At 67.8% G+C, this 25,413-nt stretch carries 27 protein-coding genes; 12 read left to right on the top strand and 15 right to left on the bottom strand.

What is annotated here, in order from left to right; genetic code table 11:
• Positions 1-3: 3 nt before the first annotated feature.
• On the bottom strand, positions 4-849 hold the full coding sequence (gene aroE, locus ABE543_RS04830) for a shikimate dehydrogenase (protein WP_065174307.1): 846 nt from the start codon (positions 847-849) through the stop codon (positions 4-6).
• Between the two features lie 48 nt (positions 850-897).
• On the opposite strand from aroE, the gene ABE543_RS04825 reads away from it, so the two are divergent.
• A complete protein-coding gene (locus ABE543_RS04825; RefSeq protein ID WP_346475394.1) occupies positions 898-1,761 on the top strand; it encodes a hypothetical protein in 864 nt (287 codons plus the stop codon).
• A gap of 22 nt (positions 1,762-1,783) precedes the next feature.
• Here the strand turns inward: ABE543_RS04825 and ABE543_RS04820 are convergent, their stop codons facing one another.
• From ABE543_RS04820 to ABE543_RS04805, 4 genes are all read right to left on the bottom strand, one after another.
• Complete coding sequence (locus tag ABE543_RS04820; protein WP_111187207.1) at positions 1,784-2,053, bottom strand: SHOCT domain-containing protein; 270 nt, start codon at positions 2,051-2,053, stop codon at positions 1,784-1,786.
• 33 nt (positions 2,054-2,086) lie between these two features.
• Complete coding sequence (hemB, locus tag ABE543_RS04815; protein WP_053517964.1) at positions 2,087-3,076, bottom strand: porphobilinogen synthase; 990 nt, start codon at positions 3,074-3,076, stop codon at positions 2,087-2,089.
• Between the two features lie 19 nt (positions 3,077-3,095).
• Positions 3,096-4,013, bottom strand: coding sequence for a bestrophin family ion channel (locus ABE543_RS04810; RefSeq protein ID WP_053517963.1), 918 nt, complete (start codon positions 4,011-4,013; stop codon positions 3,096-3,098).
• A 121-nt stretch (positions 4,014-4,134) separates the two neighbouring features.
• On the bottom strand, positions 4,135-4,383 hold the full coding sequence (locus ABE543_RS04805) for a hypothetical protein (RefSeq protein ID WP_006475755.1): 249 nt from the start codon (positions 4,381-4,383) through the stop codon (positions 4,135-4,137).
• 182 nt (positions 4,384-4,565) lie between these two features.
• On the opposite strand from ABE543_RS04805, the gene ABE543_RS04800 reads away from it, so the two are divergent.
• Positions 4,566-5,024, top strand: a complete 459-nt coding sequence (locus tag ABE543_RS04800) for a hypothetical protein (protein WP_053517962.1) — start codon at positions 4,566-4,568, stop codon at positions 5,022-5,024.
• A 223-nt stretch (positions 5,025-5,247) separates the two neighbouring features.
• Here ABE543_RS04800 and ABE543_RS04795 read toward each other — a convergent pair whose 3' ends face one another.
• The 4 genes from ABE543_RS04795 to ABE543_RS04780 form a co-directional block, all read right to left on the bottom strand.
• A complete protein-coding gene (locus tag ABE543_RS04795; protein ID WP_193396735.1) occupies positions 5,248-7,059 on the bottom strand; it encodes a DUF885 domain-containing protein in 1,812 nt (603 codons plus the stop codon).
• Between the two features lie 79 nt (positions 7,060-7,138).
• Positions 7,139-7,657, bottom strand: coding sequence for a cytochrome c oxidase assembly factor Coa1 family protein (locus tag ABE543_RS04790; RefSeq protein ID WP_193396734.1), 519 nt, complete (start codon positions 7,655-7,657; stop codon positions 7,139-7,141).
• A gap of 25 nt (positions 7,658-7,682) precedes the next feature.
• A complete protein-coding gene (locus tag ABE543_RS04785) occupies positions 7,683-9,911 on the bottom strand; it encodes a S9 family peptidase (RefSeq protein WP_164150492.1) in 2,229 nt (742 codons plus the stop codon).
• A gap of 193 nt (positions 9,912-10,104) precedes the next feature.
• Positions 10,105-10,794: a glutathione binding-like protein gene (locus tag ABE543_RS04780; RefSeq protein ID WP_263176354.1), complete on the bottom strand. Its 690-nt coding sequence runs from the start codon at positions 10,792-10,794 to the stop codon at positions 10,105-10,107.
• 109 nt (positions 10,795-10,903) lie between these two features.
• Here ABE543_RS04780 and ABE543_RS04775 point away from each other — a divergent pair, with 109 nt between their 5' ends.
• Together ABE543_RS04775 and ABE543_RS04770 are read left to right on the top strand one after the other, a co-directional pair.
• Positions 10,904-11,509, top strand: a complete 606-nt coding sequence (locus tag ABE543_RS04775) for a TIGR00645 family protein (protein WP_053519577.1) — start codon at positions 10,904-10,906, stop codon at positions 11,507-11,509.
• Positions 11,510-11,710: 201 nt separating this feature from the next.
• Positions 11,711-12,709 (top strand): TonB family protein, encoded by a 999-nt coding sequence (locus ABE543_RS04770; RefSeq protein WP_053519576.1) that lies wholly within the window; start codon positions 11,711-11,713, stop codon positions 12,707-12,709.
• Between the two features lie 59 nt (positions 12,710-12,768).
• On the opposite strand, the gene ABE543_RS04765 is transcribed toward ABE543_RS04770, so the two are convergent.
• Positions 12,769-13,023: a hypothetical protein gene (locus ABE543_RS04765; RefSeq protein ID WP_065181451.1), complete on the bottom strand. Its 255-nt coding sequence runs from the start codon at positions 13,021-13,023 to the stop codon at positions 12,769-12,771.
• A gap of 77 nt (positions 13,024-13,100) precedes the next feature.
• On the opposite strand from ABE543_RS04765, the gene ABE543_RS04760 reads away from it, so the two are divergent.
• Entirely contained in the window at positions 13,101-13,886 is a 786-nt protein-coding gene (locus tag ABE543_RS04760; protein ID WP_065181450.1) for a helix-turn-helix transcriptional regulator, read from the top strand.
• Between the two features lie 67 nt (positions 13,887-13,953).
• Positions 13,954-14,382 carry a hypothetical protein gene (locus tag ABE543_RS04755; protein ID WP_065181449.1) on the top strand — a complete coding sequence of 143 codons (429 nt, stop codon included), beginning with the start codon at positions 13,954-13,956 and terminating at the stop codon, positions 14,380-14,382.
• A 72-nt stretch (positions 14,383-14,454) separates the two neighbouring features.
• Here the strand turns inward: ABE543_RS04755 and ABE543_RS04750 are convergent, their stop codons facing one another.
• The 3 genes from ABE543_RS04750 to ABE543_RS04740 are packed head-to-tail and all read right to left on the bottom strand — an operon-like array spanning position 14,455 to position 17,905.
• Positions 14,455-15,639, bottom strand: coding sequence for an ABC transporter permease (locus ABE543_RS04750; RefSeq protein WP_065181448.1), 1,185 nt, complete (start codon positions 15,637-15,639; stop codon positions 14,455-14,457).
• Positions 15,636-16,382 (bottom strand): ATP-binding cassette domain-containing protein, encoded by a 747-nt coding sequence (locus ABE543_RS04745; RefSeq protein ID WP_065174298.1) that lies wholly within the window; start codon positions 16,380-16,382, stop codon positions 15,636-15,638. The genes ABE543_RS04750 and ABE543_RS04745 overlap by 4 nt, the downstream gene beginning before the upstream one ends.
• On the bottom strand, positions 16,379-17,905 hold the full coding sequence (locus ABE543_RS04740) for an alpha/beta fold hydrolase (RefSeq protein ID WP_065181447.1): 1,527 nt from the start codon (positions 17,903-17,905) through the stop codon (positions 16,379-16,381). The genes ABE543_RS04745 and ABE543_RS04740 overlap by 4 nt, the downstream gene beginning before the upstream one ends.
• A gap of 211 nt (positions 17,906-18,116) precedes the next feature.
• On the opposite strand from ABE543_RS04740, the gene ABE543_RS04735 reads away from it, so the two are divergent.
• Together ABE543_RS04735 and ABE543_RS04730 are read left to right on the top strand one after the other, a co-directional pair.
• Complete coding sequence (locus tag ABE543_RS04735; protein ID WP_346475366.1) at positions 18,117-18,617, top strand: DUF1203 domain-containing protein; 501 nt, start codon at positions 18,117-18,119, stop codon at positions 18,615-18,617.
• A 213-nt stretch (positions 18,618-18,830) separates the two neighbouring features.
• The gene (locus tag ABE543_RS04730) at positions 18,831-20,000 is read left to right on the top strand and encodes a lytic polysaccharide monooxygenase (protein ID WP_065181445.1); all 1,170 of its coding nucleotides are present in this window, start codon (positions 18,831-18,833) and stop codon (positions 19,998-20,000) included.
• Positions 20,001-20,050: 50 nt separating this feature from the next.
• On the opposite strand, the gene ABE543_RS04725 is transcribed toward ABE543_RS04730, so the two are convergent.
• Positions 20,051-20,800, bottom strand: coding sequence for a ferredoxin--NADP reductase (locus tag ABE543_RS04725; RefSeq protein WP_080375334.1), 750 nt, complete (start codon positions 20,798-20,800; stop codon positions 20,051-20,053).
• Between the two features lie 84 nt (positions 20,801-20,884).
• Here ABE543_RS04725 and ABE543_RS04720 point away from each other — a divergent pair, with 84 nt between their 5' ends.
• From ABE543_RS04720 to ABE543_RS04705, 4 genes are all read left to right on the top strand, one after another.
• Positions 20,885-21,853, top strand: a complete 969-nt coding sequence (locus ABE543_RS04720; RefSeq protein ID WP_164150561.1) for an ABC transporter ATP-binding protein — start codon at positions 20,885-20,887, stop codon at positions 21,851-21,853.
• Complete coding sequence (locus ABE543_RS04715) at positions 21,850-22,641, top strand: ABC transporter permease (protein WP_128989927.1); 792 nt, start codon at positions 21,850-21,852, stop codon at positions 22,639-22,641. Before ABE543_RS04720 ends, ABE543_RS04715 begins: the two co-directional genes overlap by 4 nt.
• Positions 22,642-22,712: 71 nt before the next feature.
• Complete coding sequence (panE, locus tag ABE543_RS04710) at positions 22,713-23,651, top strand: 2-dehydropantoate 2-reductase (RefSeq protein ID WP_053519584.1); 939 nt, start codon at positions 22,713-22,715, stop codon at positions 23,649-23,651.
• Positions 23,648-24,580 carry an epimerase gene (locus ABE543_RS04705; protein WP_346475365.1) on the top strand — a complete coding sequence of 311 codons (933 nt, stop codon included), beginning with the start codon at positions 23,648-23,650 and terminating at the stop codon, positions 24,578-24,580. The genes panE and ABE543_RS04705 overlap by 4 nt, the downstream gene beginning before the upstream one ends.
• Here ABE543_RS04705 and ABE543_RS04700 read toward each other — a convergent pair.
• Positions 24,571-25,383, bottom strand: coding sequence for a TatD family hydrolase (locus tag ABE543_RS04700; RefSeq protein WP_065174512.1), 813 nt, complete (start codon positions 25,381-25,383; stop codon positions 24,571-24,573). The genes ABE543_RS04705 and ABE543_RS04700 overlap by 10 nt on opposite strands.
• Between the last annotated feature and the right edge of the window lie 30 nt (positions 25,384-25,413).

The raw sequence follows: 25,413 nt of genomic DNA, 5'->3' as shown, positions 1-25,413 counted from the left end.
CGCTCAGTCCTCGCCGGCCAGCGCCAGGGCGCCCTGCCGCAGCTGCTGGTAGACCTCGTCGGTCTGCGGGCGCACACCATGCCACTGCAGGAAGCTCTCGGCAGCCTGCTCGACCAGCATGCCCAGGCCATCGACGGTATTGCGGCACTGCGCCGCGCGCGCCCAGGCCAGGAACGCGATGGCCGCCTCGCCGTAGTTGAGGTCGACCGCGGTGGTCATCGAATTGACCAGCGACAGCGGCAGCTTGAACTCCACATCGCGGTCACGGCCAGCCGAGGTGGCGTTGACGATCAGCTCGAAATCACCCAGCTCACGCAGGTCTTCCCAGTAGCGGCTGATGGCGCGGCCCGGCTCACCCATCGCATCGATCAGTTCATCGGCGCGCTCCGGCGTACGGTTGACCACCACCAGCTCGGTGATGCCGGCATCGAGCAGCGCCGGGGCGACGCTGCGGGCCGAGCCGCCGGCGCCGATCATCAGCACCCGGCGGCCGCGCAGGTCCAGGCCATGGCGGTCGGTCAGGTCGCGCACCAGGCCGATGCCGTCGGTGGTGTCACCATGCCAGCGCTCGCCCTTGCGCAGCAGCGTGTTGACCGAACCAGCGCGGCGCGCACGGGCCGTCAGCGTGGTGCAGACCGCAAACGCGGCTTCCTTGTGCGGCAGGGTGACGTTGGCACCGACACCACCTTCGGCGGCGAATGCTTCCAGGCCGGCGAGGAAGGCGTCGGGGGCAAGGTCGATCGTGCGGTAGTCGATGGCGATGCCTTCCTGGCGACCGAACGTCGCGTGGATCTGCGGCGACTTCGAGTGGGCGACGGGGTGTCCGAAGACGGCGTAACGGTCGGTCATGGATTCCTCAAGCTGGCTAGACTGATGCTCTTTCGTGTACGGACCCGGATGATGCGCATCACCCCGACCCTGCTGGTGCTTGCCGCCAGTCTACTCTCTGCCCCCGTGGCGATGGCGTTGAACGAGTACGGCATCGAAGGCATGGGCGTGGTCTCGACCCGTGCCGACGAGGCTCGCGGCACGATCAGTGCCGACGGCCAGCGCATCGTTTTCGCCCGCCGCGGCGAGGGCGGCTGGGGCCTGTGGCAGGCCCGCCTGATCGATGGCCGCTGGCAGCAGGCACAGGCGCTGGCGGTCGACGTCAGCGGTAAGGCCCGGGATCCCTACTTCAGTCGCGATGGCCGCTGGCTGCTGTTCGCGGCGGGTACCGAAGGCCAGCTGGCGCTGTACCGTGCCGCCGTGACCGGCGATGGCCGGCTTGGCAACGCACAGGCCCTGCGCGGCGAGCGTGGGCGGTACGAAGAGCGCGGTCCAGCGCTGAGCATGGATGGCCGGCGGCTGCTGTTCGCGCGCCAGCAGGGCCGTGGCGCCGGTTGGGATCTGTTCGTGGCCACCCTGGATGCCGAGGGCGTGCGGGGCCCGGCCACCGCGCTGGCCGCGTTGAACAGCGCCGATGACGAGACCGACGCTGACTGGCTGGGCAATGACGGCGCCGTGGTGTTCAGTCGTGGCAGCGGCACGAGCGCGCAGGTATGGAGCAGCGGGTGCGCCTGGAGTGGCGTGGCGCTGCAGCCGCTGGGGCTGTCCTTCAACCAGGCAGGCGGCTGGACCGGCGCGCCGGTGATCGACAACGCCAAGCCGGGGGAAATGCTGGTCGCCAGCAGTGCGGCGAAAGCGCCGCGTGCCGGGGGCGTGGATCTCTACCGGTTGGCGGTACCGAAAGTGGCTGCCGTGGCCGGCTGCATGCGGTAGATGCCGGCCCTGGGCACCGCAATCAGCGCGACAGCACCTTGGCGCGCTGCTGTTCGTAGTCCGCCTCGCTCAGCTGGCCCCTGTCCTTGCGCTGGTTGAGCGCGGCCAGTTCGGCCTGCACGCTGTCCGGCAGGGACTGTTCGCGGGCGACCCGACGGGCGGCGGAGAGCTGCTCGGGAGGGCGTTTGCCGGCCCGCCAGGCTGCGATGAACACGCCGACGATGACGGCACCGAACACCAGCGTGCCGACGCCCCAGATCAGCCATTGCATCCATCCCAGTTCGGGTCCCATCAGCCGTTCCTCCCTCCATCGATGGCGCTATTGTCAGCGCTCGCGCAGCCAGCGCGCCACCTGTGGCGCGAAATAGGTCAGCACGCCATCGGCGCCGGCGCGCTTGAAACCAAGCAGCGACTCCATCACGCAGGCGCGCTCGTCCAGCCAGCCATTGGCGAACGCCGCTTTCATCATCGCGTACTCGCCACTGACCTGGTAGGCGAAGGTGGGCACGCCGAACTGTTCCTTCACGCGACGCACCAGATCCAGATACGGCATGCCCGGCTTGACCATCACCATGTCGGCGCCCTCTTCCAGATCCAGCGCGATCTCGCGCATCGCCTCGTCGCCGTTGGCCGGGTCCATCTGGTAGGTCTTCTTGTCCGCCTTGCCAAGGCTGGCCGCGCTGCCCACCGCGTCGCGGAACGGGCCGTAGAAGGCCGAGGCGTACTTGGCCGAGTAGGCCATGATGCGCACATTGAGGTGATGGTCGGCATCGAGCGCACGGCGGATCGCGCCGATGCGGCCATCCATCATGTCCGACGGCGAGACGATGTCCGCGCCGGCTTCGGCATGCGACAACGACTGCTTGACCAGCGCTTCGACCGTGATGTCGTTGAGCACGTAGCCCTTGTCATCGATGATGCCGTCCTGGCCGTGGGTGGTGTAGGGGTCCAGCGCCACATCGGTCATCACGCCCAGCTCCGGGAAGCGCGACTTCAGGGCGCGGATCGCACGCTGCGCCAGTCCGTCCTCCGCCCATGCCGCCGAGGCATCCAGCGACTTCTGCGAGGCGTCGATCACCGGGAACAGATCGATCACCGGGATGCCCAGCTCCAGCGCCTCTTCGGCCACTTTCAGCAGTTCCTCGATGGACAACCGCTCCACACCGGGCATCGACGGCACAGCGGTGCGGCCAGCCGGTTCGTGCACGAACACCGGATAGATCAGATCGTCGGTGGTCAGCGTGTTCTCGCGCATGAGGCGGCGTGAGAACTCGTCATGGCGCATGCGCCGCGGGCGGTAGTGGGGATGAGGCATGGCAGGCTCCGAGGAGTGGCTAGTGCAACAGGTAGCCCTGCGGCAGCAGGGGTTCGGGCAGGGGGCGTTCACCGAGCGCGTCGAGCTGGTCGATCTCGATCGTGCGCACCAGCGCGTCCAGCGGCAGATCGTTCGGCTCCAGGCCGAACGGATCTTCCATTTCTTCGCCAAGCTGGTCCAGGCCGAAGAAGGCGTAGGCCAGCACCGCCGACAGCACCGGCGTGCCCCAGCCCAGCGAACTGGCCAGGCCGAACGGCAGCAGCACACAGAACATCCACGCGCAGCGGTGCAGCAGCAGGGTGTAGGCGAACGGCAGCGGCGTGGTCAGGATCCGCTCGCAGCCTGCCTGGATCGAGGACATCGCATGCAGGCGGTCTTCCAGCTGGGCGTACAGGATCGGATCGAGATCGCCGCTGCGCAGCGCCTGTGCCAGTTCGGCGGCGATCATCGCCAGCAATGCATCGGGTACGTTCTCGCGCTCGGCCAGCTGCGCACGCTGGCGCTTGTCCAGCCACGGCAGGGCCGCCAGCGCCACGATGCGGCCGCGCAGGCGGGCGGCCAGCGCATGGGCGAAGGCGGTGGCCAGATAGGCGATGCGACGGCGGCGGCCTGCGTCATCCACCAGCAGCAGGTTCACCTGCCGGGCCAGTGAGCGCGATTCGAACACCAGCTGCCCCCACAGCTTGCGGCCTTCCCACCAGCGCTCGTAGCAGGCGCTGTTGCGGAAGCTGAGGAAGATCGACAGGACCAGGCCCAGCAGGGTGAACGGCGTGACCGAGACGCGCTCGATGCCGATCGGCGGCGCCAGTTCCACCACCGCGGCGACGGCGATGGACAGGATCAGGATGGCCAGCACCTTCGGTGCGATCGCCGGAACGATCGATCCGCGCAGGATGTACAGCAGTTGCCAGCCGTGGGGACGAGGTCGGATGATCATGGGGCAGCCGCGCCGGGCGCGGATTCACAGGCACGCGCAGGCTCGCGCAGCCGTTCATTGTACGCCCCTGCCCGGCTGCGGGCCGCAGCCCTGCGACGCCCGGTCGCACCCGGCCGCAGGTTCAGATCACGCCACCGCCCAGGCCCAGGCGCAGGATGCCCACCACCACCACGATGCCGTTCAGGACCAGGCCGGCCCAGGCCCGGCCGCGCTTGCTCGGGTGGGTGAACAGGATGCCCAGCGCAGCGATCACCGCGCCGACCGCAGCGAACGGAATCAGGAACCAGTTGCCCCAGCCCAGCAGCGGTATCAGCGCCAGGATCATCCACAGCAGCGCCAGTACACCCCACAACAGACTGATCACACCCATCGCCGCTCTCCCGCAGTTGGTTCCCGGTCCCAACCATAGACGTTCCGGCCGCCGTCGCCTACTCCCGTTGGCGGGCCGCTCACCTCGGCCGTGCTAGCGTCTGGATGCCCAGCGCACAGGGCGTTGGCGCCGATTCAGAGTGGCCCACCGATGATCCCATCCAGTCCTGCAGGGGTATTGCCATGAACATCCGTTGGGCCGCACTGGCGGCCATGCTGCTGGCCGCCGCCGGTTGTGCCAGCACCTCCAAGGTCATGCTGGGCCGCGCGCGGGCGCCGATCGACCCGGCGCAGGTGCAGATCTATTCAACGCCGCCGGCCGGCTCGCAGGAGATCGCCCAGCTGGAATCCGCCTCGGCGGTGGGCTTCGGCACCCAGGGCCAGACCGACGCCGCTGTGGCGCGGCTGAAGCGCGAAGCCGCAGCGCTGGGCGCCAACGGCGTAGTGCTGATGGGCGTGGGCAGCAGCGGCTCGCCGGTGGGCATGTCCGTGGGCGCCGGCAGCTATGGCTCGCATGTGGGCGGCGGCCTCGGCATTGGCATTCCGACCACGCAGAAGCGCGCCGCAGGCGTGGCGATCTGGGTGCCGAACCCGGCGCCGCCGGCACGATTGCCGACCCAGGTGATCACGCCACAGCGGTGACGCAGCAGCGTCACCGCGGATAGCGCCGGGCCGTGCCCGGCGGCATTTCGCTTCCCCGCTGCGCTCGCCGGGCATGGCCCGGCGCTACCGTTACTTCTCCCGGTACTTCGGCACGAACACCGGGCCTCGGCATGGCATTCCGACCATGCGGTAGCGCCGGGCCGTGCCCGGCGGCATTTCGCTCTTCCCCGCTGCGCTCGCCGGGCATGGCCCGGCGCTACCGTTATTTCTTCCGGTACTTCGGCACGAACACCTGGTTCACTGCGTCGGCCAGCTGATCCGGCGGCAGCAGGCCCTGGTCGAGCAGGAAGTTGTTGAACGCCAGGCGGTCGAACTTCGCGCCCAGTGCCAGTTCGGTCTGCATGCGCAGCTCCAGGATGCGGGTGTAGCCATAGAAGTAGCTGCCCGCCTGGCCGGGCATGCGCACGGTGTAGCGGTCCAGCTCCTGGGTGGCCATGGCCTTGGACAGGCCGACCTGTTCGATCAGCACCCGTTCGCCGTTTGCACGGTCGGTCAGGCCGAGGTTGAGCATCGGATCAAGCATCGCGCGCGCGGCGCGCAGCAGGCGGAACTGCAGGGCGATCATCTGCCCGTCCAGAGGCTCGTACGGCACCATCTCCGCTTCGGCGTACAGCGCCCAGCCTTCCACGTTCACCGAATTGAACGCGAACATGGTGCGCGCGAGCGAGACGCCGCGCTCGACCATCGCGGTGAACTGCAGCTCATGGCCGGGACGGCCCTCATGCGCGCTCAGGGTCCACGCGGCCGCACCGAAGTTGAAGTCGTCGTACTGGGCGCCGGCACCGGCCGCCGGGTTGCCCAATGGCAGTACGAAGGTGCCCTGCTGTCCGGTGTTGTTCACCAGCGGTGCCGGCAGGAAATGTGGTGCCGGGCTGGCGGCGCTCTCGGCAGCCGAACCCAGGCGCATCTGCATGGCGCGCTTGGGCACGTCGACAATGCCATGCTCGCGGATCAGTGGATCGATGGCGTCGATCACCTTGCGATAGTGGCCTTCGAGCTGGTCGTCGGCGATCTTGTCGGCCTTCAGTGCGCGGATCACGGCGACCGGATCGGTGGGATCGGCGACCTTCAGGCCCTTCTCCTTCACCACCAGCGGCGCCAGCTGCTGCATCGCCGAGCGGGTTTCCATGAACTCCAGCTGGGCACGCTGCATCAGCAGCTTCGGGTCGATGTCGATGCCGACCTGCTTGAGCTGGTATGCGTAGAGCGGCGCCGGCAGGCGCGTGTCGGTACGCGCCTTCGGCAGCACCTCCTTGCGCGTCCAGGCCGCGTACTCCTTCATCTGCCCCGCCAGGGCCTTCATCGCTTCATCGGCACCGCTGATCTGGTACTTCTTCAGCAGCGACTCGATGCCGCTGATGTAGGTCTCGACGTTGTCCAGCGACTGCTGCACTTCGATCTTCGTCGGCTGCAGCAGCGCGCTGTCCTTCAGGCGTTCTTCGTAGCGCTGGCGCGCCAGCGTGGTGAAGGCGGTGCCGCCCGGCGTCAGCCCGGCGTACGCCTTGAGGCGATCAAGCGCCTTGGCCCGGCGCTCGGCCGGCACCTGGTCGGACAGCAGAAGATTGAGGCCGCTGAACACCGTCTGCGGCGCATCGGTCCACGGCAGCAGGTACTTGTCGTTGAGCTCGCTGCCCTCGATGTTCTGGTTGGCGGCGTGGATCATGATCTGCAGGTCCTGGCGGACGTTGGGATCCTTCTCCGTGGCCAGCCTGGCCTGCAGCTCGTCGCGCGCCTTGGCGGTCGCGGCACGGAAGCGCGCGCCGTTGTCCGGGCCGAGGTCGGCCACCTTGTCGTCATAGCCCGGCACGCCGAAGAAGCCGGTCTGCTCGGGCTGGAACGGTCCCTGCGCGTCGAGCAGGATCTGCGCCAGCGCATTGCTGCGCGCGACCCAGGCGGGGCTGGCAGGCGTGGCGGCCTTGGCGGCCTTGGCGGCCGGTGCGGCCAGGGCCGGGGGGGCGGACAGCAGCGGTGCAGCGGTCAGGGCCAGGGCGACGGCCAGCGCGATCGGCTTCATGAAGCACTCCAGGACAGGGTTGCCCGCACCCTACGCGCTCATGGCGATGGCGACAATCGGTGGGAAGTCATGGCGCCGGTCAGAACGCGGCCGTCATCGGGCAGCCACCGCGCTCGCGGCAGGCCTGCAGTTCGCACTCCTGCGCAGCTTCCTCATCGTCCAGCGCGGTCAGATCGAAGGTCTGTTTGTCCGCACCCAGCACATACATCACCGGGTAGTCCCAGACATCGTCGCGGCGGATGCCCTGCACGAACAGGCGACCGTGCGCATGGGCCCCTTCCAGCGACACGGTCAGGCCCACATCGCGCTCACCGGTGATCGCGGTCTGCATGCTGCCCAGCGGCAGCGAGCCGGCGCGCAGCGGTTCGCCGAAGGCCGCCACCAGCTCGATGCTGCATCCGGCGCGCCGCATCGCCTCACGCATCGGCGGACTCTCGCGTGCGGCTTCGCCCCAGCGCATCACACTCCATGCCGCGGAACCGCCCAGTACGCCCAGGAACACCACCACGGTCAGTGGCATCGCCCATCGCCAGTGACGGCGCCACCAGCCGGGGGGATGGGCGGGATGGCCAGGAACAGGGGGTGGCAGGTGGTTCATCGGCGGGCTCCTTCCCGGTTGTCACTCAGGGTTTCAGGCAACGTCCCAGGAACGCTTCCGCCACACGGTAGCGGTGCAGCGCATCGGCACCGGACAGGCCATGCTTGGCGCCCGGGTAGGTCATCAGTTCGAAGGGCTGGCCGCGCTTCTGCAGCGCACTCATCAGGCTGGTCGAATTGGTGAACAGCACGTTGTCATCGGCCATGCCGTGGATCAGCAGCAGGGGTGAGCGCAGTCCGTCGATGTGGGTCAGCACGCGCGCTTCGCGATAACCGGCCTCGTTGCGTGCCGGCAGATCCATGTAGCGTTCGGTGTAATGGCTGTCGTACAGCCCCCAGTCGGTGACCGGTGCACCGGCCACGCCGCAGGCATAGCTGTCGGACGCCTTGGCCAGCAGCATCAGGGTCATGTAACCGCCGTTGGACCAGCCCTGCACGCCGATGCGCGCGGGGTCGACCCAGGGCTGCTGCTTCAGCCATGCCACGCCGCGCAGCTGGTCGGTCACCTCCACCGTGCCCTGCCTGCCATAGAGCGCGCCGCCGAACTCACGGCCACGCCGTGGGGTGCCACGGTTGTCGAGCGAGAACACCACGTAGCCCTGCTGCGCCAGGTACTGGTTGAACAGATGATCGCCACGTCCGGGCCAGCTGTCGGTGACGGTCTGGCTGGCCGGGCCGCCATAGACGTACACCGCCACCGGATAGCGCTTGGAGGGATCGAAGCCGGCAGGCTTGATCAGGCTGTAGTTGAGCGGCGTCCGGCCATCGGCAGCGGTCAGGGTGCCGAATTCGACCGGTCGCTGCGCATCGCGATAGCGCGCGTAGGGATGCTTGGGATCGGCCAGATCATTGTCCACCAGCGTCGCGATCTTCTCACCGTTGGCGCGGTACAGCTCGATCTGCGGCGGTGTGGTGCTGTTGGACCAGCTGTCGACATAGACACTGGCGTTGCGCGCGAAGCTGGCGCTGTGCATGCCCGGCGCCTTGGACAGCCGCTGTGGCGCCTGTCCGCCCTGCAGCGGGACGGAGTAGATCTGGCTCTCGCGCGACGTCTCGATGCCGGCGCGGAAATAGGCCTTGCCGGCCGCTTCATCCACAGCCAGGAGTTCATCCACGGGCCAGTCACCGTGGGTCAGCGCGGTGGCCTTGCCCGTGCTGTCGATGCGGTACAGATGCTGGAAGCCGGTACGCTCGGACGACCACAGCATGCTGCCGTCCTGCAGGAAGCGCAGGCTGTTGTGCAGTGGCACCCAGGTGGGGCTGGTTTCATGGGCAAGCACGCGCTGACGGTTTGAGTCCAATGCCACTTCCACCAGATCCAGCTGCCTCTGGTCACGCGACTGGCGCTGGAACGTCAGGTGCTGGGCATCACGCCAATCCACGCGCGCCAGGTAGATGTCCTGTTCCTTGCCCAGGTCGATCCAGCGCGGCTGTGCCGCGGCGGCCGGCGCGATCACGCCCAGCTGCACGCGCACATTTGCATCGCCGGCGGCCGGGTAACGCTGTTCGATGACATCGGTGCGGTCTGCATAGACCTCGTAGCGCTTCTGTACCGGTACCGGTGCTTCGTCGATGCGGGCGAAGGCGATGGCCGAATCATCCGGCGCCCACCAGTAGCCGGTGTGGCGGTCCATTTCCTCGTCGGCCACGAACTCGGCCACACCGTTGCCGATGGTGGCGCTGCCATCGCCGGTCAGCTGCAGCTGGCTGCCATTGGCCAGATCGATCACCCACAGGTTGCGGCCGCGGATGAAGCTGACGAAGCCGCCTTTCGGCGACAGCTTGGCGTCGGTGGCAAAGCCTTCGCCGTGGGTCAGCTGGCGTACTGCTGCCGGACCCTGCTGCTTCAGGTCGTACAGGTAGAGCTCGCCGCCGAGCGGGAACAACAGGCGCTGTGCGTCCGGCGACCACTGGTAATCGACGATGCCGGTCATCGCCGCGATGCGCTGGCGCTCGCGGCGGGCCTTCTCCTCGTCGCTGAGGGTCTCGGTGCCCGGCAGCACCACCTTGGAGTCGACCAGCAGGCGGGTCTGGCCGCTGGCGATGTCGTAGGTCCAAAGATCCAGCTGGTTGCGGTCGCTGTCCTTGCCGCGCAGGAAGCTGACCTGCGAACCGTCCGGAGCGACCTTGGGCTTCATCAGGGTCGGCCCGGACAGCGGCAATGGACCGGTGATGGCTTCCAGCGTCAGTTTTTCAGCGTGGGCGGCAGTACTGGTGGCGAGCATGAGGGCAAGCGAAGCGAACAGGTGGCGCATGGAGGATCCCGGCAAACGGCAGGTCCGCCACCGCAGCATGTGCGGTGGCGATCAGCCCCCATCCTAACCAAGCCCGTGCGGGAAGGCAGCATGACCTTCTGCCCATGGCAGGGACCGGGCACGGCACATCCGCCGTTGACGGGCGGGTAGCGCCGGGCCATGCCCGGCGAGCGCAGCGGCCTGCGCAGGACCCTCAGCGCTGGCCGAACAGATGCTTGCGCTCGTCATCGCTGAGCGGCTTGCCGGCGTTCGGATTGACCTGCTGGCGCAGCGCATACGCCCGCTGGGTGGCCGGGCGGGCGGCGATGGCCTGATGCCAGCGCTTGAGGTTCGGGAAGGCATCGAAATCTGCCGGCAGCGCATCGTAGGCGCCGACCCACGGATAGCTGGCCATGTCGGCGATGGTGTACTCCTCGCCGGCCAGGAAGGCATGCCCGGCCAGACGCTTGTCCATCACCCCGTGCAGGCGCCGCACCTCGTTGTCGTAGCGCTCGATGGCGTAAGGAATCTTCTGCGGTGCGTAGACGTTGAAATGCCCCATCTGGCCGCTCATCGGGCCCAGCCCGGCCATCTGCCAGAACAGCCATTCCAGCGTGGCGATGCGCCCACGCGCATCGCTGGGCAGGAAGCGACCGGTCTTCTCGGCCAGGTACAGCAGGATCGCACCGGATTCGAACACGCTCTGCGGCGCGCCGCCGTCAGCCGGCGCATGATCGACGATGGCCGGCATCTTGTTGTTGGGCGAGATCGCCAGGAAGTCCGGCTTGAACTGGTCGCCCGATCCGATGTTGACCGGGTGGATGCGGTACTCCAGCCCGCTTTCCTCCAGCATCAGGGTGACTTTATGGCCGTTCGGGGTAGGCCAGTAATACAGATCGATCATGGCAGCGGCTCGGGTGCGGTAAGGAACCTGAAGTCTAGTGCGAGAGTTGGCTTGGCACCGTCATGGCGGGCCGGTAACCTCGCTCCTCCCCCGCAACGCACTGTCCTGCATGTCCCCCCAACGCCCCCTCTCCCCGCTGTCCTCGCTGATCTTCGCCTCGCGCTGGCTGCAGCTGCCGTTGTACCTGGGCCTGATCGTCGCCCAGGGTGTCTACGTGTTCCTGTTCGGCAAGGAACTGTGGCACCTGATCTCCCACTCGGCCTCGATGGGCGAACAGCAGATCATGCTGATCGTGCTGGGCCTGATCGACGTGGTGATGATTTCCAACCTGCTGGTGATGGTGATCGTCGGCGGTTATGAAACCTTCGTCTCGCGCCTGCGGCTGGAAGGCCATCCCGACCAGCCGGAATGGTTGAGCCACGTCAATGCCAGCGTCCTGAAGGTGAAGCTGGCGATGGCGATCATCGGCATTTCCTCGATCCACCTGCTCAAGACCTTCATCGCCAGCGGTTCGCTGGGCGGCCTGCCGCTGTGCGCGCCGGAACTGATGAACGTCGCCGCTGCCAACATCGGTGCCGCCAGGTGCTCGACCTTCACCGAGCAGGGCGTGCTCTGGCAGACCATCATCCACTGCGTGTTCATCCTCTCGGCGATCGGCATCGCCTGGACCGACAAGCTGATGTCCAACAGCCACGACAAGGCACAGGCGCATTGAGGCGCTGGCCGGTGGTGGCGCGGACGCCACCGCCGGTCGTCGCTGCCGCCCTTGTACGCAGCGCTGGCGGGGATGCTAGATTGCTTCCTCGCCGTTGCCGGCGGTGGCGTCGGGAAACGCCACCCTGCCGTGCTCGGACCCACGGTCCCGGCCATGCATATCAATGATTTACGTAACGTCGTCTTCTTAGAGGGGAGCAGGATGTCGCACGTCACAACGATCACCGCCGCGCGCCGGTGGCTGCCGGTTGCCTTGGTACTGGCCCTGGCCGCCTGCTCGGGCAAGGAAGAAACGCCTGCCCCTGCCCCGGCAGGATCGCCTGCCGCTGCGGCGCCGGCGACACCGGTAGTGGCCGCCAAGGTGCAGTCGATGGGCACCGAGCAGCTGCGCGAGTCGGCCAGCCAGGCGCTGCGCGAGAACCGCATGTACGCCCCGGCCGGCGACAACGCCATCGAGTACTACCTGGCCCTGCGCGACAAGACGCCGGACGATGCCGCGGTGAAAAGTGCGCTGACCGACCTGCTGCCCTACACCCTGATCGCGGCCGAGCAGCATCTGGGCCGCGAGGACTTCACCGAGGCGCAGCGCTTGGTCGCCCTGATCGAGAAGGTGGATGCCTCCGCACCGGCCCTGCCACGCCTGAAGGAAGGCCTGGCCAAGGGCGTGGAGAACGCGGCCAAGCGCACCGAGTCGGAAGCGGAGCGGGCCAAGAAGGACGCCGAGGACCGTACCCGGCAACAGGCCGAGCAGCAGCGCCTGGCCGAGCAGCGTGCCAAGGAAGCCGATGCGGCCAGGCAGATCGCCGCACAGCAGGATGCCGCCCGCCGTGACAGCGAGCGCGAGGAAGCCGAGCGCCAGGCCGCCGCACGGCGTGAAGCGGAGCAGAAGCAGCAACAGGCCGCTGCGCAGCAGGCCAATGCCGCACGCCAGGCACCTGCCGCCGCGCCCAGCCTGCGTCCGGTCAGTACGCCGGCCCCCCGCTATCCGGCCGACGCCCTGCGCGCCGGCACCTCCGGCGAGGTGCTGGTGGAGATCACCGTGGGTACCGACGGCTCGGTGGTGAACGCCCGCGTGCTGCGTGCGACGCCCGCGCGCATCTTCGACCGCGAAGCCATGAACGCCGTGAAGCGCTGGCGTTTCGAGCCGGTCAGCGCTCCGGTCACCACCCGCCGCACTCTGGTGTTCGCGCCGGGCGGCTGAGCCGGGACATCCCCGCCAACCATCACGACAAGGCCCGGTCTGTCCGGGCCTTGTTCGTATCAGCGCTCGCCGTCGATCAGGTGCTGCAGGGCCGGATCGCGTGCCCTCAGGATGCGGAACAGGCCCAACGCATGCAGACCCGGCAGCAGCGCGCGCAGGTCGGCTTCCGCCGCTGCCCGGGACGCAGGGCTGCCGGCGGGATCCTGCCAGTCGCGGACGCTGGCAAGGAAAGCGCCCACGCTGCCCTTGCGCACGGTGAGGCCGTTGGCGACCACGTCGTTCTGATGATCAGGGAGGATGTCTTGAGGCTGCATGAGGAACTCCTTTCGGCGGGTGGAGTGCAGTGTGGACGCTGCTGTCTACCGGATCTGCCGTATAACTGCCAGTTGATATGGCATATCAGACATCCCCCGCCCTGATTGACCCGCCCCTGGTGGACACCGCCCGAGGGCCGGTGCTGCTGACCGCGCAACTGGCCCTGGACCGTCCACGCCGGACCGCCCGGCACCAGCACGCCCGCGGGCAGCTGCTGGGGGCGCGACAGGGCCTGCTGCGGATCGAGGCAGGCGACCTGCACTGGCTGCTGCCAGCCGGCCATATGGCGTGGGTTCCGCCCGGACTGCCGCATGCGCTGGCCAGCATCGGCCCGTTCGATGGCTGGAGCCTGTACCTCGACGCGGCGACCTGCACGCGACTCCCGGCACGCCCACGCATCGTGCAACCGGGCGCCCTGCTGCAGGCGGCCGTGGATCGCGCGCTGCGCTGGGCGCCCGCACCGCTCGACGCGGTGCAGGAGCGTCTTGCCGGCGTCATTGCCGATGAGATCGACGCCAGCACACCGCTGCCGCTGGCCTTGCCGCAGCCACGCGATCGGCGCCTGCGGCGCGTTGCTGCGGCGTTGGCGCGTGCACCACAGGACACCCGCAGCGTCGAGGCCTGGTCCCTTGCCATGGGACTGTCCAGCCGCACCCTTGCGCGCCACTGGCGCGCCGAAACCGGCATGACACTCAGCCAATGGCGCCAGCGCCTGCGCGTCCTGCTGGCGCTGCCACGCCTGCTGGCCGGGGAACCGGTGATCAGCGTGGCGCTATCGCTCGGCTACGACACCCCCAGCGCCTTCATCGCCGTGTTCAAGCGCGAGATGGGGGTGACGCCTGCGCGGTATGCAGAGGGCTGACGTATTCAGCACTTCCTCTGCCTGCCCTCGCGCCCCAAACTGCCTGCTGATTTCAGGATGGGAACAGATGAAGTACGACGACGCCAGCTGGCATTCCGGCGGTGACTTCCCCGCAGATCTTCCGGCTGAGGCCGGAGCCACTCACATTGGCATGTACCTGGCATGGCTGCTGCTACAGGGCATGGAAAATGAAGAGCTCGCCGAGGATTCAGAAGAGGACCTGCAGGCACTGCGGGAGCGCAGAACGAGCCCCGGCCGGTTCCTGCTGGAATACAGCGATGGCAAATTCGTCGATGACCTGATCAGTGATGAGGCCAAGATGTTCACTGCCGCATACTACGACCTCGAAGATGGCCAGTATCTCGAAGACTATGAGGAGCAGCTGGGGGCCGATGTCCCCGATCTGTACCACGTCGCCGATACCTGGGAGAACTTTGACCAACTGGCCCCGGTGATTGCCCGGCGCTTCGCCGCTTGGCAGGCAACGCGAACCTGAAAACAGCGAGGCCCGGAATGACCGGGCCTCGTTCCCTATCCGCCGGGCAGGGCCCGGCGCTTCCACTGGCGGTCAGCCGGAAATCGCCAGGCGTTCGTTGTGGTAGCGGCGCACGGCGGCAAACCACAGCAGTGCGGCCAGACCGAGACTGGCGCCCAGATAGATCGCCCAGACGCTGGGACTGATCACTTCGTGGCGGATGACCTTCAGCAGCATCTGGTTCTGCGACAGGAACGGCACCGCGTACTGCCACAGCTCGCTCTTCAGCGGGTAGGCGACCAGCGCGTAGCCGGGCAGCATCGGCAGCAGCATCAGCCAGGTCATGTGGCTCTGCGCTTCCTTCATGCTCTTGGCCGCCGCCGACAGGAAGGTCAGCAGCGAGGTACCGATCAGCAGCATCGGCAACATCACCAGCAGCATCTGCAGCATCGAGCCGACATTCATGTTGAACTGGCGGCCGATGTTGCCCGGGGCGATCTGCGCGCTGACCTTGAAAGCCGCCAGGGTCAACAGCAGCGACGCGAAGCCGACCACGCAGGCGGCGGCGATCTTGCCACTGACGATCGCGCTGCGTGAGCCGGGCGTCGCCAGCAGGGGCTCGAGTGACTGCCGCTCGCGTTCGCCTGCCGTGGCGTCCATCACCAGATAGGCGCCGCCGATGAACGAGGTCAGGGTCAACAGCACCGGCAGCAGCATCGACAGGATCATGCCCCGTTTCGCTTCGGCACTGGCCAGATCCTGGCTGCCCACGTCCAGCGGACGCGCGACCTGGGCATCCACGCCGCGTGCCATCAGCCGCAGTGCGCCCACCTGGCCGTTGTAGGTGGCCAGCGCCGCTTCCAGGCGTGCGCTGGGCACTTCGGCGGCACGCCGGGTGCTGTCCTTGATCACCTCCACCAGCGCCGGCCTGCCCGCGGCCCAGTCCTCGCCGAAGTCATCGCTGATGCGCAGCGCGACGTCGATGTCCTGGTTGCGGATGGCCGCAGCCAGGTCCTTGGGTGCTGCGCTGGCGTTGAGCCCCTGCGCGGCCAGGAAGCGGACCAGGTTCGGTGCGTTGTCCGCGCCGATGGTCGGAATCTGCAGCGGTTGCTCGATCTGCGTGCGCACGCGGCTCTCGGCCAGCTTGCCCATGCCCAGCAGCAGCACCGGGTACAGCAGCGGACCGAACAGCAGGGTCAGCAGCAGCGTGCGGCGGTCACGGGAGAGATCACGCAGCTCCTTGCGCATCACCGTCATCAGGGTCGACATCATGCTCATGCGTGCAGGCCCTCTTCGCTGCCGATCAGTTTCACGAACGCATCTTCCAGATTGGCTTCGCCGGACTGCGCGCGCAGCTCATCGGCACTGCCGGCGGCCATGACCGTGCCCTTGGCGATGATCACGATGTGGTCGCACAGTGCAGCCACCTCCTGCATGATGTGGCTGGACAGAATCACGCACCGCCCTTCCTCACGAAGTCCCAGCAGGAACCGGCGCAGTGCACGGGTGGTCATCACATCCAGGCCGTTGGTCGGCTCGTCGAGAATCACATTGCGCGGATCGTGCACGAGTGCGCGCGCGATCGCGGTCTTGGTGCGCTGTCCCTGCGAGAAGCCATCGGTCTGGCGGTCGAGGATGTCGCCCATGTCCAGCGCCTGCGACAGCACGTCGATGCGCTCGCGGATGCGTGCTTCGGACAGGCCGTGCAGCCGGCCGAAATAGGCGATGTTCTCGCGCGCGGTCAACCGCTTGTAGACGCCCCGCGCATCGGGCAGCACGCCCAGGTGGCGACGGACCTCCACGGGATTGCGCGCGGCATCGATGCCATCCACGCTGATGCTGCCCTGGTCAGGCGTCATCAGGGTGTACAGCATGCGCATGGTGGTGGTCTTGCCGGCACCGTTCGGGCCAAGCAGACCGGTGATGCGACCGTCCTCGGCGCGGAAGCCGACATCGGCCACTGCCTGGATGCGGCCGGTGCGGGTATCGAAGGCCTTGTGCAGGTTGTCGGCGACGATCATGGTTCCCATCCGTTGAACGAGGTGAACGCCGGCACGTAGCTCAGCGTATCCAGGCAGCTGGCATCCAGCGCCTTGGCATCGGTGCTGTCGATGAACTGGCCCAGCAGGCGGGGCATGCAGCCGGCGGAGAGCGTGCCGTGGCCCTGGCCGCGCGCGACCAGTGCGCGCCCCTGCGGCAGCCCCTTGAGCACCTGTGCGGCGTAGCGCGGTGGCGTGACCGGGTCCAGTTCACCGGACAGCAGCAGCGCCGGCACCTCACTGCGCAGCGGTGCGGCATCCGCGGCGGGGGCCGCGGTGTGCGGCCAGACAGCACACGGCGCGAAGAAGGCGCTGGCCACCTCGTTGCCGAACAGGCGCTCGGCATTGGCGGCTGGCGCGTGGTAGCGCGGAGCGTCCTCGCTGCAGATCACCGACCACTGCATGCCGCGGTTGATCTGGAAACCCATGCTGCGGTTGGCACCCCGTGCCAGCGAGGCGAGCGGCGCGTAGCGGCCCTGCGCAGCCTCGTCCAGCACCAGCGGCAACAGCGAGGCGTACTGCGGAACATAGGAGAAGGCGAACGCCAGCCCCATCACGCTGTCCGGCGTCAGCACGTCGCGCCGCGGCGCGTTCGTGCCGGGGTCGCGGTAGTCAACGGTCACCGGCGCGGCGCGCAGCGTATCGAGCACGCCGCGCAGCTGCTTGCTGGTGTCGCTCGGAAAGCGCTTGCTGCACGCCGGGTCCTTGCGGCACTGGGCCGACTGCAGATTGATCGCGTCTTCGAAGGTATTGGCGAAGTCACCCCCGACCACCAGCTCGTTCGGAACGACGCCGTCGATGACGATGCTGCGGGTGTGCTGCGGATAGGCCGCGGCATAACGCTGGGCCACGCGGGTTCCGTAGGAACCACCCACCAGGTTCAGCGCATCCACGCCCAGCGCCTGGCGCACGGCATCCAGATCGGCAACGGCGTCGCGGGTGGTGTAGAACCGCGCATCGGCGCGTCCCTGCAACGAGCTCGCGCAGCGCTGGGCGTAGTCGCGCAGCAGCGCCTCGCTGGGGGGCGCCTCCTCGTCGAACGCCAGTTCCTTGCCATCTGCGCCCAGGCAGGTGAGCGGGTTGGAACCACCGGTCCCGCGCTGGTCGATCAGGAAGATGTCGCGTTGCTTGCGGACCTGGCGCAGGGCGGTATCGACGATGACCGCCACCTCGCTGGCTGCCTGCCCGGGTCCGCCGGCGAGGAAGAACACCGGATCCGGTTGGCCGGAGCCACTGTTGCCCGATTCCAGCCAGGCGATACGGAGGTTGATCTTCCGCCCTTGCGGCTGCGCCCTGTCCTCGGCCACCTGCAGGGTGGCGCACTGTGCCTCGACGTTGGCGCTGGCGCCCATCGTGGTCAATGTGCAGGGCTGGAAGTCGATCTGTCCGTAGCGGCGGCCGGGCGTTTCCGCCGCCGCATCGGCGCTGCCGGAAGGCGCTGCGCCGCAACCGGCAAGCAGCAGGCTGGCCAGCGCGCCGGCCAGTGCGAGGTGGTGTCTTTGCATCGTGCTCGTTTCCCCTGGAAGACGTTCCTGTCGACCACGACGGGCTGCCGCGGAAGATGTGACCCAACTTACACGGGCAGGAGGCTGGCGGCGATGGGCAATCGTCACTGGAAAGCCAGGCCCATGTCGGCCGGATCGAATGCGGCGTCGCATCATGGCGAGCAGCGCAGCCGTCGGCCACGCAGACTCATGGCGAACCCAGGAGATTCCCATGAACGCGTGGTACCTCAGCGGCCTCGATCACCGCCCCTTCCAGCACCTGTTCGAACAGAGCGACCGCGCGCTGGCTGCGCAGGGCATCCTGCGACGCTGGGCCGGGGATCGCGGCGGCCATCCGTGCCGGGTCAGGCTGTCCGACCCCCCAAGTGGCGCCGAACTGCTTCTGCTGCCCCATACCCACCTGGCCACGCACTCGCCCTATCGCGCGTCCGGTCCGATCTTCGTGCAGCGCGGCGCTACGCGCTGCGTCCTGCCCGCCGGGGTCGTTCCGCCCTACGTCGAGCGACGGCTTATCTCACTGCGCGCCTACGACGCGGATGCACTGATGATCAGCGGGCAGGTCTGCCCCGGCAACGAGGTCGGGGTGCAGCTCGATGTGCTGTTCGCCGATCCCGCGGTGGCCTTCGTGCAGTTGCACAACGCAGGCTACGGGTGTTTTTCGTGCCAGGCGGACCGGGTGGATCAGGACGCGCTGACACACGGCGTCGCGTGATCGGCACCACGCACGACGCGTGACCTTCTGCGCATCCGTTCAGGCCTGCGTGAAGCCTGTGGGAAAGGCTTCACGCAGGCAGTCACGGAACGGCACTTCCAAGGTACCGCGCGATGCAACGCACCTCGATACTCGCCGAGGTGCCGCCGACCGTCCGCTGCGCAGCGCAACGCCTGCGGTCACCGTTCCCATCGACGACCACAAGGATGCGCCATGTCATTCCGATCCACACGTGTTGTGCTGACCAGCTCATTCGCAGCCGCCGGCCTGATCTGCCTGGCCAGCAGCGCATTCGCGCACGGCACCATGACCACGCCGGCCAGTCGCGTCTACGCCTGTTTCCAGGGCAATCCGGAGAATCCAACCAACCCGGCCTGCGCCGCCGCGAAAGCACTCGCCGGCTCGCAGGCGTTCTACGACTGGAACGGCATCAACCAGGCCAACGCCAATGGCAACCATCAGGCCGTCGTACCCGACGGCACGCTGTGCAGCGGCAACAACCCGACCTTCCGCGGCCTGGATCTGAACCGCAGTGATTGGCAGACCACGCCGATCCAACCCGATGCGAACGGCAGGTTCACCTTCGTGTTCAAGGCCACCGCACCGCATGCCACGCGTGACTGGCGATTCTTCGTTACCCGCGAAGGCTGGACACCGGGCAGTCCTCTGCGCTGGGCGGACCTGCAGGAGTTCTGCACACTGGGCAACACCCCGCTGTCCGCCGATGGCACGTACAGGCTGCAGTGCCCGCTGCCACAGCGCACGGGCCAGCACGTGATCTACAACACGTGGCAGCGCGCGGATTCGACCGAAGCGTTCTACACCTGCATGGATGTGCGTTTCGAGGGCGGCAGCACTCCCCCGGCATCGCAGTGGCAGGATGCCGGCCCGCTCACCGCGCGTGGCGATCTGCCGGTCGGCACCGTCCTGGCGCTGCGCGTGTTCAACGCCAGCGGCAACGATGTGGAGCGGGTGGAGGCCACACTGGGCAGCGGCGAGACGGCGGCCGCGCAGTGGCCGCTGGTGCTGGCCCGCAAGGTCAATGGCGCCAGCCAGCACGCTCGGGTGGGCGTACTGTCCAACGGCACGATCACGCCGATGGCGTCGGCGACCGGCAACCGGGTCTATCTGAAAGAAGGCAACCGCTTCCAGCTGGACACCCGGGTACCCGATCCGGGCACGCCTTCGCCGGGCGGCGACTTCGACTACGTGTACCCGGCAGGCATCGGCAGCTATGTGCCCGGGCAGACCGTGGTGAAGGGCAGCGATGGCCGGCTGTATGCCTGCCGCCCGTTCCCTGAAGGCGCGTGGTGCAACGTCAACGCCGACGCGTACCGGCCGGGCGTGGGCGCAGCCTGGCGTGATGCCTGGGTGCCGTACTGAGACCGGCGCGGCCTGCGGGAGGCGGCTGGCGCCGCCTCTCCGCAGCGCACTCACTTGCTGCTGACGTACTTCTCGCGGCGGATCTGCGGGTTGCCCAGCCCGGCCGCCTTGAGCAGCTCGGCGCAGGCATCGACCATGTCCGGGTTGCCGCACAGGTAGGCGATATCGGTGGCCGGGTCCGGCGTGAAACCAGCCAGGGCCTGCTGCACGTAGCCATGATGGACGTCGGCGTGGGCCTGTTCCGGCAACTCCCGCGACAGGCACGGAACATAGCGGAAGTTCGCGTGTTTTTCGGCGAAACTGTAGAAATCTTCGCTGTACAGCAGTTCGCCCGGGCTGCGTGCACCTTGCAGCAGGACGACCTGCACGCCGCGTTCGGTCATGGCCCTTTCCAGCAGTGGCAGCATCGAGCGATAGGGGGTCACGCCGGTACCGGTGGCGATCAGCAGATAGCGCGCGTTGTGATCGCCGGGGTTCAGGCAGAACCGCCCGTACGGGCCGGACGCGCTGATCTGGCCGCCGGTTTCCAGCGCCTCGAACAGCGCTGTAGCGGCGCCGCCGGGCACGAAACTGACCGCGATATCCACGGCTTCGCCGGGCCCCAGTGCGTGATCATGCAGGGTGGCCAGGGAATAGCTGCGCTTGGTCTCGGTGCCATCGGCGTAGCTGAAATGGACCTGGATGAACTGGCCGGGCTGGAAATCCAGCGGCTGGCCATCGTCGCGCACGAACTGGTAGTGGCCGACGGTCGGGGCCAGCATGCGGCGGCCGACCAGCTTGAGGGGGAATTGAACAGGCACGACTTTTCGGGACAGTGTGTAGCCGGGGCAAGCCCTCGGGGTCTTCTATAATAGCCCTTCCCCGCCCCTCTCCAGCGCCAGCCCATAGGCGCGAAGGCTTCGAGCTTGGCATCCCTGAACGATACGGCGCCCGCCCTGCGCGTGCGCGACCTGCGCAAAACCTACGACAACGGAACCCAGGCCCTGAAGGGCGTCTCGCTGGAGGTCGCCCCGGGCGACTTCTTCGCCCTGCTGGGCCCCAACGGGGCTGGCAAGTCCACCCTGATCGGCATCATCAGCTCCCTGGTCAACCTCAGCGAGGGCCAGGTGGAGGTGTTCGGCAGCGACCTGGTGCGCAACCGCAGCGCGACCATGCGCCTGATCGGCCTGGTGCCGCAGGAAATCAACTTCAACCTGTTCGAAAAGCCCTTCGACATTCTTGTGAACTACGCCGGCTTCTATGGCGTACCGCGCGAGGAAGCGGAGCAGCGCGCGGAAGAGGAACTCAAGCGTGCTCATCTGTGGGAGAAGGCGCAGGTGATGAGCCGCACCCTGTCAGGCGGCATGAAGCGCCGGCTGATGATCGCCCGCGCGATGATGACGCGTCCCCGCCTGCTGATCCTGGATGAGCCGACCGCGGGCGTGGACATCGAGATCCGCCGCGACATGTGGCGGGTGCTGAAGGAGATCAATGCCGCTGGCACGACGATCATCCTCACCACCCACTACCTGGAGGAGGCCGAGTACCTGTGCCGGCATCTGGCGATCATCAACCACGGCCGGATCGTCGAGCAGGGGCCGATGCGTGCGCTGCTGGCCAAGCTGGACGTGGAAGGCTTCCTGCTGGACATCGATGGCGATCTGCCGGTGCAACTGCCGGCGATCGAGGGCGCAACCCTCAGCGCGCCCGACGCGCACACGCTGGACATCGACATGCCACGGGCGATGGATCTGAACCGCGTGTTCGCCGCGCTGAATGAAGCCGGCATCCGCGTGCGCTCGATGCGTACCAAGAGCAACCGCCTGGAGGAGCTGTTCGTGCGCCTCACCGGCAACCAGGAGAAATCCGCATGAGCACCACCGAGCTGACCGACGGCCAGCGCAACCGCGTCGCGCTGCTGACCATCGTGCGCCGCGAAGTGACCCGGATCATGCGCATCTGGGGCCAGACGCTGGTGCCGCCGGCGATCACCATGACCCTGTACTTCCTCATCTTCGGCGGCCTGATCGGCTCGCGCGTGGGCGAGATGGGCGGGTACAGCTACATGCAGTTCATCGTGCCCGGGCTGGTCATGATGAGCGTGATCCAGAACAGCTACGGCAACATCAGCTCGTCCTTCTTCGGCGCCAAGTTCGGCCGCCACGTGGAAGAGCTGCTGGTGAGCCCGATGCCGAACTGGGTGATCCTGTGGGGTTACGTGGCCGGTGCGGTACTGCGCGGCCTGATGGTCGGCGTGATCGTGCTGATCATCGCGATGTTCTTCACCCCCGTGCGCATCCCGCACCCGCTGGTGACACTGACCACGGTGCTGCTGGGCGCCACCATCTTCTCGCTGGCCGGCTTCATCAATGCCGTGTACGCGAAGAAGTTCGACGACGTGGCGATCGTTCCGACCTTCATCCTGACCCCGCTGACCTATCTGGGCGGCGTGTTCTATTCGGTGAAGCTGCTGCCGGGCTGGGCTGAAGCAGCGACCCATGCGAACCCGATCTTCTACATGGTCAACGCGTTCCGCTACGGCCTGCTGGGCAGCAGTGACGTGCCGCTGTGGGTCGCGTACGCGCTGATGATCGGCTTCGTGGTGGTGCTGACGGCGGTGGCGCTGTGGCTGCTGCGCCGCGGCGTGGGCATGCGCAGCTGAGCGCCGATCGCCGGGGTCGCGATCCCCGGCACACTCGCAACATTGGTTCCGCAGACAACGGTGAACGTGCAATGCGCATCCTGATTCTCGGCGCCGGCGGTACCGGCGGTTACTTCGGCGGCCGCCTGGCCCAGGCCGGTGTGGACGTGACCTTCCTGGTCCGCCCTGCCCGCGCCGGGCAGCTTGCACGCGATGGACTGGTGATCCGCAGTCCAGTCGGCGATGCCGCCTTCCCGGTGCAGCACGTGACAGCCGATGCGCTGCCCGCGCTGGCCCGGGAGAGGCCCTTCGACCTGGTCATCCTCAGCTGCAAGGCCTACGACCTGGACAGCTCGATCGAGGCCATCGCGCCGGCGGTGGGCCCCCGCACCACCGTGCTGCCGATCCTCAACGGGCTGCATCACTACAACGATCTGGATGCACGCTTCGGCCGCGAGGCGGTGCTGGGTGGGCTGTGCTTCATCAGTGCGACCAAGGCACCGGACGGTGCGGTGGTGCATCTGGGAAAACCCGCCAAGCTCACCTTCGGGGAACGCGACGGTGGCGCGCTCTCGGCGCGCGTGCGTGCCTTCGCAGCCGCCTGCACGCAGGCCAACCTCGATCACCTGGCCAGCGAACGCATCGGCCAGGAGCAGTGGATCAAGTACACCTTCCTCACCGCGCTTGCCGCGGCGACCTGCCTGTTGCGCGCGGACATCGGCACGATTGTCGCGACCGATGATGGCACGGCCATCGTGCAGGGCCTGTACGACGAGTGCCTGGCCGTGGCGGAGGCGGCCGGTGAGGCAGTCCCGGCGGCAGCGCAGGACACTGCGCGCGGCACGTTGACCCAGGCCGGCTCGGCATTGAAGGCCTCGATGTTGCGTGACCTGGAGGCCGGGCAGCAGGTGGAGGCCGGCCACATCGTCGGTGACATGCTGGCGCGTGCACGCAGCGCCGGCCAGCAGGGCGTGCTGCTGCAGGTCGCCTACAGCAGCCTGCAGGCCTACCAGGCGCAGCGCCGGGCGTGAGCCTGACGCTGCCGGCCGGTCCGTTGCCCGGACGGGTGCTGATCCTGGGCATGGGCTGGAGCGGGCGCGTACTGGCGGCTCGCCTGGAAGCGCTGGGCGTGCAGGTCGCCGGCGCCGTACGCGATCCGGCCACGGCAGCCGTGGATGGCCTGCGCTGCCATCGACTCTGCGCTGGAACAGCACCTGCACCCGCGCTTCTGGATGACATCGCGCGCGCCGATGCGGTGCTGGGCAGCATACCGCCCGATGCCGACGGCGACCCGGCAGTGCGCATGCTGCGCACGGCACTGGAAGACAGTCCCGCATTGCAGTGGGTGGGCTATCTGTCGTCAACGTCGGTGTACGGCGACCGCCAGGGCGGCTGGATCGATGCGGACAGCGTGGCCGACGCCACCGGGCCTGCGGGCCTGCAGCGCCTGCGCGCGGAGTCGCAATGGCGCGCACTGGCCAGCCGGCGCGGCATCGCCTCGGCAGTGTTCCGGCTGCCCGGGCTGTATGGTCCCGGCCGCAACGCACTGGTGCAGCTCGCGCAGGGACGTGCCCGCCATGTGCTGAAGCCGGGCCTGTTGTTCAACCGCCTGCATGTGCAGGACCTGGTGGCGGTGATCATCGCGGCGATGCGGCGACCCGCCCTGCAGGCGCTGTACTTGCCCAGCGACGATGAGCCGGCACCGCCACAGGACGTGCTGGCCTTCGCCGCGCAGCTGGGAGGCTTTGCGATGCCACCGGCAATGGCGTGGGACGACCCGGCGCTGAGCCCGGCCCTGCGCCGCTTCTACGAAGGCAGCAAGCGCATCGACAGCCGCGGTACGCGCGAAGCGCTGGGGTGGGCGCCGCAGTTTCCGACGTATCGGGAAGGGCTGACGGATCTTGCCGCTTCGCTCGCCGGGCATGGCCGAGCGTTACCGGATCCGGGCATTCACGGCTGACGTGTAGTGTCGGCGTCGGGCAGCCGGAAGAAGGCACGGGCCGCCGCCGTTGCATGGGCTGCGGTCAGCACGACGTCCTCGCCACGATCACGGGCCAACTCCTCGACGATGTGCGAAAGGAACATCGGTTCGTTGCGGCGATCCTTCGGCATCGGCTTGAGCGTGCGCGGCAGCAGGTACGGCGCATCGGTCTCGATCATCAGGCGATCGGCTGGAATGCTCTTCACCAGCTCGCGCAGGTGCGCCCCGCGACGCTCGTCGCAGAGCCAGCCGGTGATGCCGATGTACCAGTCCTGGTCGAGGTAATCAAACAACTCCTCCCGTTCACCGGTGAAGCAGTGCACCACCGCCGGCCCGAGGCGACCCTCGAAGTTCTTCATCTGCGCCATGAAGTCGGCGTGCGCGTCGCGCTGGTGCAGGAACAGCGGCTTGCCGTTCTCCGCCGCCAGCTGCAGCTGGCGCTCGAACGCACGGTGCTGGGCAGGTCGCGGCGAGAAGTCACGGAAGTAGTCCAGTCCGCACTCGCCGACCGCCACCACTTCCGGGTGGGCATGCAGGGCGCGCATCTCTGCATCGCATTCTTCGGTGTACTCCACCGCATGATGCGGGTGTACGCCGGCCGTCGCATACAGGAATCCCGGATGCTGCTGGGCCAGCTGCAGCGCCAGCGGAGAGTGCTCGCGGCTGGCCCCCGTGACCACCATCTGCACCACCCCGGCCTGGCGGGCACGCTGCAGCACGGCGTCGCGGTCGCGGTCGAAGGAGTCGTGGGTCAGATTGGCGCCGATATCGATCAGGTGCATGGTCATCGCGGAGGAAATGTGCCTGCGCAT

Source organism: Stenotrophomonas sp. TWI169 (assembly GCF_039674705.1).
GTDB classification, from domain to species: Bacteria; Pseudomonadota; Gammaproteobacteria; order Xanthomonadales; family Xanthomonadaceae; genus Stenotrophomonas; species Stenotrophomonas maltophilia_P.
The sequence above is the reverse complement of the archived record's forward strand: the minus strand, read 5'-3'. Positions and strand labels throughout refer to the sequence as shown.